At 38.8% G+C, this 17,647-nt stretch carries 13 protein-coding genes; 7 read left to right on the forward strand and 6 right to left on the reverse strand.

All coding sequences use genetic code 11. The features are described 5' to 3' along the window. Positions 1-414: 414 nt before the first annotated feature. Positions 415-2,250, reverse strand: coding sequence for a ribosome-dependent GTPase TypA (gene typA / locus ABN099_RS13840; protein ID WP_349464444.1), 1,836 nt, complete (start codon positions 2,248-2,250; stop codon positions 415-417). Between the two features lie 359 nt (positions 2,251-2,609). On the opposite strand from typA, the gene glnA reads away from it, so the two are divergent. The 3 genes from glnA (at position 2,610) to glnG (ending at position 6,690) form a co-directional block, all read left to right on the forward strand. After that, positions 2,610-4,019 (forward strand): glutamate--ammonia ligase, encoded by a 1,410-nt coding sequence (gene glnA, locus ABN099_RS13845; protein WP_349464445.1) that lies wholly within the window; start codon positions 2,610-2,612, stop codon positions 4,017-4,019. 192 nt (positions 4,020-4,211) lie between these two features. After that, the gene (gene glnL, locus ABN099_RS13850; RefSeq protein ID WP_349464446.1) at positions 4,212-5,258 is read left to right on the forward strand and encodes a nitrogen regulation protein NR(II); all 1,047 of its coding nucleotides are present in this window, start codon (positions 4,212-4,214) and stop codon (positions 5,256-5,258) included. 10 nt (positions 5,259-5,268) lie between these two features. After that, complete coding sequence (gene glnG, locus ABN099_RS13855) at positions 5,269-6,690, forward strand: nitrogen regulation protein NR(I) (protein WP_349464447.1); 1,422 nt, start codon at positions 5,269-5,271, stop codon at positions 6,688-6,690. Between the two features lie 17 nt (positions 6,691-6,707). Here glnG and hemN read toward each other — a convergent pair whose 3' ends face one another. The 5 genes from hemN to ABN099_RS13880 all read right to left on the reverse strand — a co-directional run bounded on the left by hemN (position 6,708) and on the right by ABN099_RS13880 (position 13,493). Continuing rightward, a complete protein-coding gene (hemN, locus tag ABN099_RS13860) occupies positions 6,708-8,081 on the reverse strand; it encodes an oxygen-independent coproporphyrinogen III oxidase (protein ID WP_349464448.1) in 1,374 nt (457 codons plus the stop codon). A gap of 877 nt (positions 8,082-8,958) precedes the next feature. Beyond that, on the reverse strand, positions 8,959-9,618 hold the full coding sequence (locus ABN099_RS13865; protein WP_349464449.1) for a DUF799 domain-containing protein: 660 nt from the start codon (positions 9,616-9,618) through the stop codon (positions 8,959-8,961). Beyond that, positions 9,615-9,968 carry a DUF4810 domain-containing protein gene (locus ABN099_RS13870; protein WP_349464450.1) on the reverse strand — a complete coding sequence of 118 codons (354 nt, stop codon included), beginning with the start codon at positions 9,966-9,968 and terminating at the stop codon, positions 9,615-9,617. The genes ABN099_RS13865 and ABN099_RS13870 overlap by 4 nt, the downstream gene beginning before the upstream one ends. A gap of 25 nt (positions 9,969-9,993) precedes the next feature. After that, on the reverse strand, positions 9,994-10,668 hold the full coding sequence (locus ABN099_RS13875; RefSeq protein WP_349464451.1) for a CsgG/HfaB family protein: 675 nt from the start codon (positions 10,666-10,668) through the stop codon (positions 9,994-9,996). Positions 10,669-11,150: 482 nt separating this feature from the next. Then, entirely contained in the window at positions 11,151-13,493 is a 2,343-nt protein-coding gene (locus ABN099_RS13880; protein ID WP_349464452.1) for a Tex family protein, read from the reverse strand. 181 nt (positions 13,494-13,674) lie between these two features. Here ABN099_RS13880 and greB point away from each other — a divergent pair, with 181 nt between their 5' ends. From greB to pstS, 4 genes are all read left to right on the forward strand, one after another. Continuing rightward, a complete protein-coding gene (gene greB / locus ABN099_RS13885; protein WP_349464453.1) occupies positions 13,675-14,154 on the forward strand; it encodes a transcription elongation factor GreB in 480 nt (159 codons plus the stop codon). A 149-nt stretch (positions 14,155-14,303) separates the two neighbouring features. Next, positions 14,304-15,023, forward strand: a complete 720-nt coding sequence (gene ompR, locus ABN099_RS13890) for an osmolarity response regulator transcription factor OmpR (RefSeq protein ID WP_349464454.1) — start codon at positions 14,304-14,306, stop codon at positions 15,021-15,023. After that, the gene (envZ, locus tag ABN099_RS13895) at positions 15,023-16,363 is read left to right on the forward strand and encodes a two-component system sensor histidine kinase EnvZ (RefSeq protein WP_349464455.1); all 1,341 of its coding nucleotides are present in this window, start codon (positions 15,023-15,025) and stop codon (positions 16,361-16,363) included. The genes ompR and envZ overlap by 1 nt, the downstream gene beginning before the upstream one ends. A 217-nt stretch (positions 16,364-16,580) precedes the next feature. Continuing rightward, positions 16,581-17,621 carry a phosphate ABC transporter substrate-binding protein PstS gene (gene pstS / locus ABN099_RS13900; protein ID WP_349464456.1) on the forward strand — a complete coding sequence of 347 codons (1,041 nt, stop codon included), beginning with the start codon at positions 16,581-16,583 and terminating at the stop codon, positions 17,619-17,621. Positions 17,622-17,647 lie beyond the last annotated feature (26 nt).

Consider the following 17,647-nt stretch of genomic DNA (forward strand, 5'->3'; position numbering starts at 1 on the left):
ATCATAAATCATCTTACTGAACAGGCTTAAGCAATAAAAAAGTACAAGAATCGCTCTTAATTTTTTTGTAAAACATAAAATCAGAAGAGGGAGAGACGAAAAATGAGACTAAAAGTGTCATTATCTAAAAGAAGATAGGAATGTTGAGTGAGGATAAAAACACGCACTTATCCTTTTTCTATAAGATCTTAAAATCATCATGTAGTCGTGCCCAATGTAATGTTAATTTTTCTTTATGCTCATTAAGCATTGGAAGTTGTTGTAATAAAGAATGATAAATAAAAAGATGGGAGAGAAAGGAAGGATTGATAAAAAACTTATGCGGCAGAGATTATTTTCTACCGCATTCGTCTTTACACATAATGAACTCAGGGCGCTAACGCGCCCTAAGAATTATGTTGTCTAAATAATCAATTAGTCTTTGCTACGGTAAGCACGACGACGATCATTTTCAGACAGATAACGTTTACGCAGACGAATAGACTGCGGAGTTACTTCAACTAACTCATCGTCATCAATAAATTCTAACGCTTGTTCTAATGTTTGTTTCAGGTGTGGAGTCAGCGTTGTCGCCTCATCAGTACCAGAAGCACGCATATTGGTCAGTTTTTTACCCGTTAAGCAGTTTACTGTTAAGTCATTAGAACGAGTATGAATACCGATAACTTGGCCTTCATAAACTTCGGCACCATGAGTAACAAATAATTTACCACGATCTTGTAAGCTATACAGAGCGTAAGCAACCGCTTTACCTTGACCATTAGAGATCATAACACCGTTATTACGGCGACCGATTTCACCTGGGCGAACATCATCGTAATGACTGAATGTTGCATACAGTAAACCAGTACCTGATGTCATCGTCATAAATTCAGTACGGAAACCAATCAGACCACGGCTAGGGATAATGTAGTCTAAACGTACACGTCCTTTACCATCTGGTTGCATATCACGCATTTCGCCTTTACGCTCACCCATCGCTTGCATCACATCACCTTGGTGTTGTTCTTCAATGTCGATAGTGACTTGTTCAAAAGGCTCTTGTTTACGACCGTCGATATCACGGAAAATAACTTTAGGACGAGATACACCTAATTCGAAACCTTCACGACGCATATTTTCAATCAGAACTGATAAGTGAAGCTCACCACGACCTGATACACGGAATGCATCTGGATCTTCAGTTTCTTCTACGCGTAATGCAACGTTATGGACTAACTCTTTTTTCAGACGATCTAAAATCTGACGAGAAGTCACGAATTTACCTTCACGACCACAGAAAGGCGAGGTGTTAACACAGAAATACATGCTAACTGTTGGTTCATCAACGGCTAATGCTGGCAGAGCTTCAACAGCACCTGTTTCACAAATAGTATCAGAGATATTCAGTTCGCCTAAACCAGTAATTGCGATGATATCGCCTGCTTCAGCAACTTCAACTTCAATACGCTCTAAGCCAAGATGACCTAATACTTTACCGACTTTACCGTTACGAGTATTACCTTCACTATCAATGATAGTGACTTGTTGGTTAGGTTTAACCTTACCACGCTTAATACGACCGATACCGATAACGCCCATATAGTTGTTGTAGTCCAACTGAGAAATTTGCATCTGGAATGTACCATCCAGATCCACTTTCGGTGGCTCTACATATTTGACAATAGCTTCGTATAACGGAGTCATATCTTCAGCCATGTCATTGTAATCTGTTCCCGCAATACCATTTAATGCTGATGCATAAATGATAGGGAAATCAAGTTGTTCGTCTGTCGCACCAAGGTTAACGAACAGGTCAAAAACCTGATCAACAACCCAATCAGGGCGAGCACCTGGACGGTCAACTTTATTGATAACAACGATAGGTTTCAGGTTGTTAGCAAACGCTTTTTGTGTCACAAAACGAGTTTGTGGCATTGGGCCATCCATCGCGTCAACCAGCAATAGAACGCAGTCTACCATAGACATAACACGTTCTACCTCACCACCGAAATCGGCGTGTCCTGGGGTATCTACGATATTGATACGATAGTCATTCCATTTAATCGCTGTATTTTTCGCAAGAATAGTAATTCCGCGCTCTCTTTCGAGATCATTTGAATCCATCACGCGCTCAGCCAGCGTCTCACGTTCACCGAACGTACCGGACTGCTGTAGTAATTTATCGACGATAGTAGTTTTACCATGGTCAACGTGGGCGATGATGGCGATATTACGCAAGTTTTCGATCACAAAATTTGCCTCAGGCATTGTAGAAATAAGCGCATTATTGTACACGCTTTAGACGAGAGACTAAACAAGATCACAATAATGATTGCTTAACAATATGCAATTAATTGAATTGTGATCCTTTTCACGCCTCAGAATTTAGTGGCATTACATGATTGCACCAAAATAGTGCGCTCAATTAGGCTTAATTTGCACCAACATTGTGCAATAATTAAAAAATCACATGGGGTATTCTACACTAAACTTCATGAATACAGTATATATCCCTTTTTGGATAAGTTGGCATGCTTTTCGCAATAGTATTTTGGTGAGCAAAAAATTCACCAAAAAAATGTGTAAGGCCACTGCACTAAATAAAACCATTCGCCAGGAGAGTTTATATGTCCCTTGAACATGTATTATCCATGATTGAAGAACATAAAGTTAGATATATTGACTTACGTTTTACTGATACCCGCGGCAAAGAACAACATCTGACCATTCCGGCACATCAGGTTAACGATGATTTCTTTGAAGAAGGAAAAATGTTCGATGGTTCTTCTATTGGCGGTTGGAAAGGCATTAACGAATCAGACATGGTGCTGATGCCAGATGCTTCTACAGCAATGCTTGACCCATTTTTTCAAGATCCAACACTCATTATTCGTTGTGATGTATTAGAACCAGGCACAATGCAAGGTTACGATCGTGACCCACGTTCTATCTCAAAACGTGCTGAAGATTACCTAAAATCAAGTGGTATCGCAGACACCGTTTTATTTGGACCAGAGCCAGAATTCTTCTTATTTGATGATATCCGCTTTAAAAATGATATTTCAGGTGCGTCATACGCTATTAATGATATTGAAGCGGCATGGAACACCAATACCAAATATGAAGATGGCAACAAAGGTCATCGCCCTATGGTAAAAGGGGGTTATTTCCCATTACCACCAGTTGATTCATCACAAGATATCCGCTCTACCATGTGTAATATCATGGAAGAGATGGGCTTAGTGGTTGAAGCTCACCACCATGAAGTCGCAACTGCGGGTCAGAACGAAGTCGCAACGCGTTTTAATACCATGACCAAAAAAGCAGATGAAACCCAAATCTATAAATACGTGGTACAAAACGTAGCCCATGTATTTGGCAAAACAGCAACCTTTATGCCAAAACCATTAGTTGGTGATAACGGCTCAGGTATGCATTGCCATATGTCACTGTCTAAAAATGGAACCAATCTATTTGCGGGTGACAAATACGGTGGATTGTCTGAAATGGCTCTTTACTATATTGGCGGCATTATTAAACATGCTCGTGCATTAAATGCGTTTACCAACCCAACAACTAACTCTTACAAACGTTTAGTTCCGGGTTTTGAAGCCCCTGTTATGCTTGCCTATTCTGCGCGTAACCGTTCTGCTTCAATTCGTATTCCCGTGGTTGCGAGCATGAAAGCACGCCGTATCGAAGTGCGTTTCCCCGATCCACTAGCAAACCCTTACTTAGCTTTTGCCGCTCAGTTAATGGCTGGTCTTGATGGCATTATCAATAAAATTCACCCTGGTGATGCTATGGATAAAAACCTATATGACCTACCACCAGAAGAAGCAAAAGAGATCCCAACTGTTGCGGGTTCATTAGAAGAAGCACTAAATGCATTAAATGCAGACCGCGAATTCTTAACCCGTGGTGGTGTATTCACTGATGATTCAATTGATGCTTATTTAGCACTTTTACGTGCCGATGTTCAACGTGTTCGTATGGCACCACATCCTCTTGAATTTGAAATGTATTACAGCGCCTAAAACCTTTTCTTTTTTGCATTAAATTTAATGCCTTGCTGTAAATAATGATTTTTTGTTGCCGTGAAGCTATTTTGCCCATCTTCGGATGGGCACTTTTCTCCCTCTTAAGAGGTCAGTCTATTCACTTACGCATCTGTTCATTTACGAAAAAAAAGGTAAGATGCACTAAAATGGTGCAATGGGACATTCAATATGGAAACGGCAGACTTACCTGATAACACATTGATTTTAGACTCTTTAATCCACTCAGTGTTGGTTATTAATAAAGAATTCATTATTTGTTACGCAAACCACGCTGCGTTACAAGTATTGGCACAAAGTCGTCGAAAATTATTTGAAACACCTTTTACCGATCTGTTTAGCTATTACTCTTTTGATGCTGAACTTATGCGAGAAACATTAGCGAATGGGCAAAGTTTCACTGATAACGAAGTGATTTTGGTTATTCATAACCAATCACACACAATGTCGCTCAGTGCCCAACCTATTTCCGAGCAGCATATTTTGCTGGAACTGGCGCCTATGGATAGTCAACGCCGGTTAAGCCAAGAGCAGATCCAACAAGCCCAACAAATGGCTGCAAGGGAATTGGTTAGGGGACTGGCACATGAAATTAAGAACCCATTAGGGGGATTACGAGGCGCAGCACAGTTGTTAGCGAAATCGCTTCCTGATCCCGCGCTGACCGAATATACACAAGTTATTATCGAGCAAGCAGACCGTTTACGTACATTAGTTGATAGACTATTAGGTCCTCAACATCCCGGTACAAAAACAGAACAGAGTATTCACCATGTAGTAGAGCGAGTAGCTCAATTAATTTCATTGGAATGCCCTGAAAACGTCACGCTATTAAAAGATTACGATCCTAGCTTACCTGAGCTGTCACATTATCCTGATCAAATCGAACAAGTACTGCTTAATATTACGCGTAATGCCTTACAAGCCGTTGAAAAAACAGGTGGAACGATAATTTTACGTACTCGTACCGCTTTTCAAGTCACTCTTCATGGTGAGCGTCACAGACTTGTTGCTCGTATTGATGTGATAGATACCGGAAGCGGGATACCTCCTCATCTGCAAGATACGCTTTTTTACCCAATGGTAAGCGGTCGAGAAGGTGGAAATGGTTTAGGGTTATCTATCGCTCGTAATTTGGTTGATCAGCACGCAGGTAAAATTGAATTTACCAGTTGGCCGGGTAATACCGCGTTTTCTATTTACTTACCAATAAAATAGGAGATAACCAATGCAAAAAGGAAATGTCTGGGTTGTTGATGATGACAGCGCTATTCGCTGGGTTCTTGAGCGTGCAATCACACGAGAAGGCATGTTATGTCGTGCATTTGAACATGCCAATGATGTGCTCAATGCACTTAATACTGAGCTCCCTGATGTATTGCTATCAGATATTCGCATGCCTGATATTGATGGTTTATCTCTGCTCAAATTAATAAAAGAACAGTATCCAACACTACCCGTTATTATTATGACGGCGCATTCTGATCTTGATGCCGCAGTTAATGCTTATCAACAAGGTGCTTTTGATTACTTACCAAAACCTTTTGATATCGATGAGACTCTCGCTCTGATAGACAGAGCAATTACTCACTACCGTGAACAAAAACAGCCTAATACTTCTGAAAATACACTTCAATCAGTCTCCGATATGATTGGTGAAGCCCCTGCAATGCAAGAGGTTTATCGCATTATAGGTCGTCTTTCTCGTTCATCGATTAGTGTATTAATAAATGGAGAGTCTGGTACTGGGAAAGAGCTTGTTGCTCATGCGCTTCATCGCCATAGTCCACGTGCATCAGCACCATTTATCGCTCTGAATATGGCGGCAATCCCTAAAGATTTAATTGAATCTGAGCTATTTGGTCATGAAAAAGGGGCATTTACGGGGGCATCTCAAGTGCGCCAAGGTCGTTTTGAACAGGCAAATGGTGGCTCTCTTTTTCTCGATGAAATTGGCGATATGCCCTTAGACATTCAAACTCGTCTATTACGGGTTCTTGCTGAAGGTCAATTCTATCGTGTTGGGGGCTATGCACCCGTTAAAGTGGATGTCCGAATAATCGCAGCAACACACCAAGATTTAGAAAAACGAGTTAATGAAGGCGATTTTCGTGAAGATCTCTACCATCGCCTTAATGTTATTCGCATTCAATTACCACCACTGCGTGATAGAACAGAAGATATTCCAAGTTTAGCGCGCTATTTTCTACAAAAAACGGCAAAAGAACTGGGTGTTGAAACAAAATCCCTTCATGAACAGAGCTTAAAAATCATGATGGAATATGTCTGGTCTGGGAATGTAAGACAACTCGAGAATGTGTGTCGTTGGCTTACAGTGATGACGGCAAGCCAAGAAATTATGCCGCAAGATCTACCTTCTGAAATTCGCCAATCTGATGAGAAAACCAAAAATATTAATCGGCTCACTTCTCAACATTGGTCACAACATCTCTCTTTATGGGCTGATGAAGCACTTGGTGAAGGTAAAGAAAATATTCTTACTGATGCGTTACCGCAGTTTGAACGTACTTTGCTATTAAGCGCGTTGGCTTATACCCAAGGTCATAAACAAGATGCGGCTCGCTTATTAGGTTGGGGTAGAAATACGCTGACACGCAAACTTAAAGAATTAGGTATAGAGGATTACTAGCCTCTATACCTTAATAATTAAATCACGCGTGAAAATTGACGTTGGCGCATTTGGTTACGTAAATAAGTATCAAAACACATACAGATATTACGAATAAGTAAGCGACCTCTTGGTGTAACTTGGATGAGGTTATCTGTAATTTCAATTAATCCATCATTTTCCATTGGTATAAGTAATTCTAGATCTTCTTTAAAATAGTCATGAAAAACAATATGGTGTGCTTTTTCAATATCCGCAAAATTGAGGTTAAAATTACAAATCAATGTTTTAATAACATCACGGCGAATACAATCATCATCAGTTAAAGAAAGCCCACGCCACAATGCGTTTCCTTCATTATTAACACGAGCATAATACTCTTTCAGTACTTTTTCATTCTGCGCATAGTTATCACCTAACATACTAATTGCAGAAACACCCATACCTAATAAATCACACTCTTCATGAGTGGTATAACCTTGAAAATTTCTATGTAAGATGCCATTACGTTGAGCAACAGCAAGCTCATCATCAGGTTTGGCAAAGTGGTCCATACCAATAAATTGATAACCATTTGTCGTCAATGTAGTAATGGTTTCTTGCAGAATATCGAGTTTCTCTTCTGCTAAAGGCAGGTCTTCATCTTTGATTTTTCGTTGTGCGGCAAACAAATTTGGTAAGTGCGCATAATTGAATACACTTAACCGATCTGGCGATAATTCAATAACGCGTTTTAAGGTAAAAGCAAAGCTCTCTTTGGTTTGCTTAGGTAAACCATAAATCAAGTCGATACTGGTTGAATGAAATCCGACTTCACGAGCACGTTCAATAAGTGAAAAGATAAAAGCTTCATCTTGCTCACGATTAACTTTTTGCTGCACTTCTTTATTAAAATCTTGCACACCCATACTTAAGCGATTGAAACCTTCATGGCGTAAATGATCGATAACATCTAATTCAATCTCACGCGGATCTATTTCTATCGATAACTCAGCATCTTCTACAAAATGGAAATGTTTACGCAGCAAAGCAACTAATCGGCTAATTTGTGTTTTATCAAGGAATGTAGGCGTACCACCACCCCAATGCATCTGGGTTACACTTCTATCTTGAAAATAAGTTGCTCTATTGATTATCTCTTTTTCTAACACATCAAGATATTCGTCTGCTTTATGTTTGTGGCGTGTAATGATTTTATTGCAACCACAGAAGTAACACAGCTTATGGCAGAAAGGAATATGAATATAGAGTGACAACGGACGCTCAGGATAACGTTGAGTCGCCTTAATAAAATCAGCATCACCATATTGTTGATTAAATTCCAATGCTGTTGGGTATGATGTGTAGCGAGGACCTGAATAGTTATACTTATGGATCAGGTCAAGATCCCAAATAATTGTTTGCTCTGACATGCCTCTACCTTCCAAAAGTGAACTGCTGGTGTGTCATACCAACGAACAGATATTATTAACATCTGAAATAGTAGTGTAACCAATAAATGATTGGCTGAATATGAAAGAAAGATCGGATAAAAACAAAGGTATCTCTCTTTTTACGCAGATGCTATTTGATAAACTCATCTGACGTGACACAAGTCACATTATAATAAAATAATCTTCTTTTTAAAAAGATATTGTTAATAAATTAAGTTTATTCAATATGTTAGTCATTTATTCTGATTAAATAGTTTTTTTTGGTGATTTTTACACCGAGTTTTAAAAAAGATATTACTCAAAATACGATTTAAATTAATTAATTATATCGTTATATTAATTTTATTATTCTTTTATTCTCTCATAATATGATGATTGTAATAATAGTAACAATTATACCTTTACCTAATTTATAATATTACATACCCTAGATTCAAACATTGATTAATATCCAGTTAAGTCGTGTTTTGATTTAAATATGAGAGTCATTTAAAGAATGAAGGTCGCTATATTACATGGAAAGATAGCATCCCCCATACCTTATCTTATTCTTTTTGATATATCTCTTATTTAATCAGTCTCTTTTATACCCGATTAAGGATTATTAACCATGGAAGGAGACGGACAAGCAACCAAGGATGGTTTATTTTTTCACAATAATGCCCATTTAATTTTATCTACACCTTCTTATTCTTAATAACTTAATAAACTTTTCCCTCTTTTTTAAATATTTTAGAAATTTTCTATTATTTAATAACTAGTAATAAGAATTATTATTATTTAGTTATAAAAAAAGACCTCATTTATTTTAATAACATAAATTGAGGCCTTTTTTATTACTACTTATAACAAAAATTTACTTGGCTTCTTTCTCATACTTAGGAGAGCGAGGACCATATAAAATGCCATTTTCGCCACCCGCAGAAAGTAAACGAACACTGGTTATTCCTGCAATTTCATAGCTTTTATCCGCCACTGTATTCACAACTTGGCTGACGACCGCAGAAACTAATATCCCCACCAAACTATTATTTGATGATGAATCGTTTTCTGTACTTGAAGCTGTTGCAGAGCCACTCCAAAGTAGACCACCATTACGTAAATCAACTAATTTAGCGTTAACAGTTACTCGTGTGTCACTCGAAATAATTTGATAAGACGTACCATATTGAGTGATATCTAAATATAAAACAGCATCGGCACCAAAAATTTCACGTAATTTATTTGCGCCAACGGCATGAATATCACCCGCCATTGATAACCCATTTTGTTTAAATGTCTCTTCAACTACGGCAACAGGGAAAACATAATATCCAGCTTCAGCTAAAGGATAAGTCACTTGAGATAGAAAACTATGCCCCGCATCAACTTCAGTTGTATGATTTTGTGGCAATAAAACTAAAATGCTTTTTGGCTTACTCTGTTTAAATGCACTGTAGTCCATTTTTACAGGTTGAGCACAACCTGTAAGCACAAAAGCAAATATCACACACATCAAGGCTAACAAACGTCTCATTTTTGCATTCCTTTGTTTTTCATCAGGCGGTCCATAAACTCTGCTGATTCAGGGTAAAGTGTTTTCTCTTCATTAAATTCCGCCATCGCCAAATCTAATGCACCCGTTGCACCATATAACATGCCTAAATGTGCATGGAGTCCTGGCGGGATACCAAGTGATTTAGCACGGGAAAGCTCAATGCTTTTCTTTAATGCATCAATCTGAGATTGGGGATCACTTTCACTTTGTTGATAATGCTGATGTACTACATTTTGATAACTATCCCAGTTATAAAGAGGCTTTGGTGCGTTAGTACAACCTGTTAATAGCAATGCACCAACAACAAGACTTATCAATGATTTTGACATGTTTATATCCTTATAAAGTTAAGCGTTACTTGGATGGCTGCCAAGCATTACTTTCAATCCCTGCGACAAGATTATTTACCGCTTCACGAATAGCTAAATCGAGCACTTTACCGTTTAATGTAGAGTCATAGCTTGCTGTGCCACCAAAGCCGATAATTTCACGGTTAGATAGCTCATATTCACCTGCACCTTGAGAAGAGAATACAACTTCTGAAGTATGAACATTGACGACATTTAAATTCACTTTTGCATAAGCAACTTGTGTTTTTCCGCGACCTAAAATACCGAATAATTGACGGTCACCCACCTCTTTACGACCAAATTCAGTCACATCACCGGTGATAACGTAAGTTGCACCTTTAAGTTGCTGAGTTTGACCTTTAATACCCGCTTCTTCTTTTAATTCAGATAAATTAGCGCGATCTAACACATTAAAGCGCCCAGTCTGTTGTAAGTGTGTCATCAGAATAGTTTTGGATTGGTTACCTAATCTATCAACACCATCAGAAAAAATACCATTCATATAGCTCGAACGGTTATCAAACTTGCCAATTGAAATAGCGCTTTTAGGTCCAGCATAAGTAGTATTATAAGTTGCAACTTTGGCGACTTCTAAAGAACGTGATGATTCAGATGCACACCCAGCAAGCAATGTCGCCGAGATGATAATCAAACCTAGAGATAACTTATTTAATTTCATTTTAATAACCTAGTTAGAGATGAAGTGGCGAACTATACACATACATTTTATTTATAGGAGCGAATATAAAATAAATAATAATAATATTCTCTATTTTTTTATATTATTTAACATAAGTGATAACCATAGTTTTCATAAGGACAAATAAGCTCAATCCTATTATTGATAATATAATGGCATTACCTAGCAGGTGAAACCGCTAACAGAATAGAAAAATAAGAACAAATAAATATAGGATAAAGTGAAAGTTACACTCTTTATTATCTTGTCAATATCCCTTAAGTCAGCGTTAAATTAACCCTTATTTCAATAATTAATAGTATGAATATACTTACAAAATAATCTATTTATTTTCTAGGTAAAACATTTAATTACTTTTTAATAACGTTAAAGTAAAAAATAGAAAAGTGGAGAAATAACAATTTATTTCCCCACCACTAATATCAATTAATAACTATCACTTTATTAATAATAAAGTGATGTTAGTGTTTTTTTCCAAATGCAGCCGCTAATGCATCGCTCATCGCACTATTACCTGCGTTATTACCTGCATTAGTTGTTGATGAACGATTATTTCTCGCTGGTTTCTGCCCTCTATTTTTTGAGTTATCTGCTTTTGCCACGCTAGGTGTAGCGCGACTATTGCTATCAGCAGCAACCTCATCTAAACGCATTGTTAAGGCAATACGCTTACGGGGTAAATCGACTTCAAGCACTTTGACTTTAACGATATCACCCGTTTTTACTACGGTATGAGGATCTTCAATAAATCTGTCAGCTAGAGATGAAATATGAACTAAGCCATCTTGGTGTACACCAATATCCACAAAGGCACCAAAATTAGTTACGTTAGTAACTGTTCCTTCAAGGATCATGCCACTAACAAGATCATTCATGGTTTCAACACCATCCGCAAATGTTGCTGTTTTAAACTCAGGACGCGGATCACGCCCCGGTTTTGCCAACTCTTTTAAGATGTCATTAATAGTTGGAAGACCAAATTGCTCAGTAATAAAATCTCTTGCATTCACTTGTGCTAATAGCGTGCTATTTCCCATCAAATTATCAATTTTTTGGTTTATAGCTTGCAGTATGTTTTCTACTACAGGGTAGGTTTCTGGGTGAACAGTTGATGCATCAAGTGGATTTTTACCATCGCGAATTCGTAAAAAACCAGCACATTGTTCAAATGCTTTCGGACCTAAACGAGCGACTTTTAACAACTGTTTTCTATCAACAAAACGACCGTTTTCATCACGCCAGTTAATAATATTTTGAGCAATAGATTGGCTAAGACCTGCGACTCTAGTAAGTAACGGTGCTGATGCCGTATTTAAATCAACGCCCACACCATTAACACAGTCTTCAACCACTGTATCAAGTTTTCTGGCTAACAATGTTTGACTCACATCGTGTTGATATTGACCCACACCAATCGATTTAGGATCAATTTTAACTAACTCCGCTAGAGGGTCTTGTAAACGACGAGCAATAGAGACGGCACCACGAATAGAGACATCTAAATCAGGAAATTCATTAGCTGCCAATTCAGAAGCAGAATAAACCGAAGCCCCCGCTTCACTGACAATCACTTTTTGTGCTTTAATCTCAGGATAGCGTTTTACTGTCTCAGCAAAAAAACGTTCCGTTTCACGAGAGGCGGTTCCGTTACCAATCGCCACCAGTTCAACATTATGCTTAATACAAAGTGCCGCAACACTGGCAGCGGCTTTATCGCTCTGCCCTGTATGAGGGTAAATAGTATCAATTGCAATAAGTTTGCCTGTGTTATCAACAACAGCCACTTTGACACCTGTACGTAAACCTGGATCTAGCCCCATTGTTGCTCGCATTCCTGCTGGAGCCGCCATCAATAAATCATTTAAATTACGAGCAAAGACGTTAATCGCTTCTTCTTCTGCCTTTTCACGTAACTGACTCATAAGTTCAGTTTCAATATGCATTAACACTTTAATGCGCCAAGTCCAGCTAACAACTGCTTTACGCCAGCTATCTGCTGGTTGATTATTTAAGCGTAAACCTAAATGTTCAGTGATTAACTGCTCGCCATAGCTCTCTTTTGGCGCTTCTTCAAATTGCGGATCTGGGTTAAGCGATAATTGGAGGATACCTTCATTACGTCCACGAAACATCGCTAATGCGCGGTGAGAAGGAACAGTGGCAATTGGCTCATGACTATCAAAATAGTCACTAAATTTAGCGCCTTCAGCTTCTTTTCCATCAATCACTTTGGCAACAAGATGTGCATTTTTCCATAAATATTGACGTACTTTTGCCAATAATCCGGCATCTTCAGCAAAGCGTTCCATTAAAATATAACGCGCACCATCAAGGGCTGATTTTGTATCATCAATACCCTTATCTGCATCTATATAAGCTGTTGCTGCTTCTTCAGGTGAGTTTTGAGGCGCATTCCATAACAAATCGGCTAATGGCTCTAAACCATTCTCTATCGCAATTTGTCCACGAGTACGTCTTTTAGGTTTATAAGGTAGATAGAGATCTTCAAGCTCAGTTTTACTTTGAGTCTCATTGATTGAAGATGATAATTCAGGCGTTAATTTCCCCTGCTCTTCAATCGATTTTAAAATAGTTTGGCGACGATCATTGAGCTCCCGTAAGTAACTCAGGCGGGTTTCCAATTGACGTAGCTGAGTGTCATCTAACCCTTCCGTCACCTCTTTTCGGTAACGGGCGATAAACGGCACCGTATTCCCTTCATCCAGTAACGTAATGGCCGAAAGGACTTGCTGAGGCTTAACTGTCAGCTCTTCTGCAATAATTCGGCTTAATGATTCATTCATAATATATTTACCTACCGAGAGGAGTGGTTAAAAAAGATGGCTATTATACACGCAGTACACCAAAAAAATTCTGCTTATTGCAAATCAACCTCGACAATTATGAGGAAAATAACAGATTATTTTATCATTCACGCTATAGTATCTTTATAAAATTCAATGTTGATGATAATTTTTATCCGTAATGGCAAAAAGTAACTATATTACTCGTGATGGCTGGCATGCTTTAGACAAAGAGCTAAAATATCTTTGGAAAGTAGAGCGTCCCCTTGTTACACAATCAGTTTCAGAAGCAGCGGCACAAGGTGACCGTTCAGAAAATGCTGAATATATTTATGGAAAAAAACGGCTACGTGAAATCGATAGACGGGTTCGTTTCTTATCTAAACGCCTTGATGAACTGAAAATTGTTGACCCAGATCCTCGCCAAGAAGGTAAAGTCTATTTTGGCGCATGGGTAACCCTTGAAGATGATGGTGAGAATGTCAAAACCTTTAGATTAGTAGGACCTGATGAGTTTGATCCGGCTAAACAGTGGATTTCCATTGATTCTCCGGTTGCCAGGGCGCTTATTGGTAAAAAGGTTGATGATGAAATTAGTGTTCAAACACCAGGTGGTGAGGTTAACTACTACATATTATCTATCAAATATCATTCGGAATAAGACAAATAAATAGTAGTTTTGTCTTTAAAAGAGTGAGAAGACAAGTTTTACCTATAAATCATTAACATTTATTCTTTGTTTTTGGTTTAATATTCTTATCGATGATAGAATTCGCTAATAAGAGCATTTGCACTTCGGGGGCTTAAAAAATGCAAGAAAGTTACAAAGTTCTAATCGTGGATGATGATTTACGCCTACGTTCACTATTAGAGCGCTATTTGACAGAGCAGGGTTTTCAAATCCGTACTGCTGCAAACGCCGATCAGATGGATCGTCTGTTAACTCGCGAATCTATCCACCTTATCGTACTTGATTTAATGCTTCCTGGTGAAGATGGATTATCTATCTGTCGTCGGTTACGAAGCCAAAATAACCCTATCCCTATTATTATGGTTACCGCCAAAGGGGAAGAAGTAGATAGAATTGTTGGTCTTGAAATTGGTGCTGATGACTATATTTCAAAACCATTTAATCCAAGAGAGTTACTTGCTCGTATTCGTGCAGTGCTTCGTCGCCAAGCAAACGAATTACCGGGTGCACCATCACAAGATAATGCCATTATCTCTTTTGGTAAGTTCAAGCTTAATTTAGGTACTCGTGAAATGTTCCACGAAGAAGAGCATATGCCTCTAACAAGTGGTGAATTTGCGGTACTAAAAGTACTGGTATCTCACCCACGTGAACCACTTTCCCGTGATAAACTAATGAGCCTTGCTCGTGGTCGTGAATACAGTGCAATGGAGCGTTCTATTGACGTTCAGATTTCTCGCTTACGTCGCATGATTGAAGAAGATCCAACTCATCCTCGTTATATTCAAACAGTTTGGGGACTGGGTTACGTGTTTGTTCCAGATGGAACCAGCGCATAATGAGAAGGCTGAGGCTTTCACCACACAATAAGCTTACACGTTCTCTGTTTCTGGTTATCTCACTACTCTTTTTTAGTTTGATAGCCAGTTACATTGTTGTACAGCATCTTATTGTCGGTCCGAGCCTACAGCAATTTAATAAAGTACTGGCTTATGAAATACGCACTTTGATCCCCGAAGAGCTTATTTTAGTGGATGGTACTCCGCTTAAAATCTCCCCAGCACTACGCAATAAAATCTACAACGAATTAGGTATCTCCTTTTTTGATAAAGAAGCGGCATTAGAAGAAGGGCTTTATTGGGCTAAAGAAGACGACGATCTTAGCCAACAGATGTCTGAATATCTTAATGGTGAAACCGAGATTTGGATTGAGAACACGCTGGAATATCCCGTTTTATGGATTAACACCCATATTTCACCGTCTCTATGGATACGCGTTCCTCTCACTGAATTAGGGCAAAATTTCTTACTGCCCGTTTATCGCCAAGCCATTATTTTTATTATTATTGTTGTCGCTTTTTTCTGGTTATATAACCGCTTTCAAAATCGCCCACTAAATGAAGTTGAATATGCCGCTCGTCGCATTGGTAAAGGTGTTATTCCACCCCCAATTCCAGAATCTGGCTCATCAGAAATGCGATCAATTATTCGCGCATTTAATCAGATGTCTTCAGGCATTCGCTCTTTAGATAATGACAGAACCTTAGTGATGGCGGGTGTGAGCCACGATTTACGTACACCATTAACACGAATTCGCCTTGCCACTGAAATGATGAGTCCTGAAGATAGCTATCTTGCGGACTCTATTAACAAAGATATTGAAGATTGTGATGCCATTATTGGGCAATTCCTAGACTATATGCGTACAGGGAAAGAGATGTCTCTTGAATTGTGTGATATGAATGGTCTGTTACAAGAGGTTCTTTCTGCTGAATCTAACTCAGGCAAAATTAGCGAAGAACATCTTTATCCTTATCCGATTAACATCACCGCTAATCCAATAGCCGTTAAACGAGCACTTGCCAATATGGTTGTTAATGCCACTCGTTATGGTCACGGTTGGATCAGTGTTTCTAGTGGGCAAAATGAAGAATTTGCATGGTTTCAAGTAGAGGATGATGGTCCTGGTATTCCACCAGAAGATAGACAACGTTTATTTCAACCTTTTGTACAAGGTGAACAAGCAAGAAGCACAACAGGTGCTGGTTTAGGGCTTTCAATTATTCGTCGCATTATGGATGCTCATGGCGGCTATGTTGAACTTGATGATAGCATCAAGGGCGGATTATTAATCAGAGCCAACTTTCCACTAAAAGAGCGTGAAGATGAAGATAGTTAATCTCCATTTTTAATGACCGACTCTCTTTTTTATTATTTTTTCCCCCTCTCTTATCTTTAATTTCTTACTATTTTTCATCATTTTCTTCTCTTGTCATAAAACTGTCACAATTAAGACATTTAATTGTCATCTAACTGACCTATTGTCTGTGCGTACCGAAACTGAAACCGAAGTTGATAGATGTCGAAGTTATTCTACCTATCCCACAGGAGGGATTATGAAACTGATGCGTACCACCCTGACTAGTGTCATTGCCGCTGCGTTTTCAATGACCGCTCTTTCTGCACAGGCAACGACCTCGCTGACTGGTGCTGGCGCAACGTTCCCTGCTCCAGTTTACGCTAAATGGGCAGATTCCTATCAAAAAGAAACAGGTAACAAAATTAACTATCAGGGCATTGGCTCCTCTGGTGGTGTAAAACAGATTATTGCAAATACTGTTGATTTTGGTGCTTCAGATGCACCATTAGCAGATGACAAATTAAATGCAGATGGCTTATTCCAATTCCCAACTGTAATTGGTGGGGTTGTACTCGCGGTTAACATTCCGGGCATTAAATCCGGTGAGCTCACCTTAGATGGCGAAACGGTTGGTAATATCTATCTGGGTAAAATTCAAAAATGGAATGACCCTGCTATCGTTAAACTGAACCCTGGTGTGACATTGCCAGACCAAAATATCGCGGTTATTCGCCGTGCTGATGGTTCAGGAACTTCATTCGTTTTCACCAGCTACTTATCAAAAGTAAATAGCGCATGGAAAGATGAAGTTGGCGCAGGCTCTACGGTTAAATGGCCGACAGGCTTAGGTGGAAAAGGTAACGATGGTATTGCCGCCTTTGTTCAACGTGTACCGGGTTCAATTGGTTATGTTGAATATGCCTATGCAAAACAAAACAGCCTTGCTTACACTAAATTAGTGACTGCTGATGGTGAAATTATCTCACCTACCGCAGATAGCTTTAGTGCGGCGGCAAGAAAAATTGATTGGAGTAAAAGCTTTGCACAAGACCTGACTAACCAGAAAGGTGAAAATGCATGGCCAATTACCTCAACTACCTTCATTTTAGTGCACCAAACTCAGAAAGATGCAGTAAAAGGAAAAGAAGTACTGAATTTCTTCAACTGGGCTTACGATAAAGGTAATCAGGAAGCGAAAAACCTTGATTACGCCGTATTGCCAGCAGAAGTTGTAGAACAAGTTCGAGCAGCATGGAAAACAAGTATCAAAGACAGTAATGGTAAGCCAATTTACTAATAAAACGGCAACCATTAAAAAATAAG

The organism is Proteus hauseri (assembly GCF_040139125.1).
In the GTDB taxonomy this organism is placed as follows: Bacteria; Pseudomonadota; Gammaproteobacteria; order Enterobacterales; family Enterobacteriaceae; genus Proteus; species Proteus hauseri_B.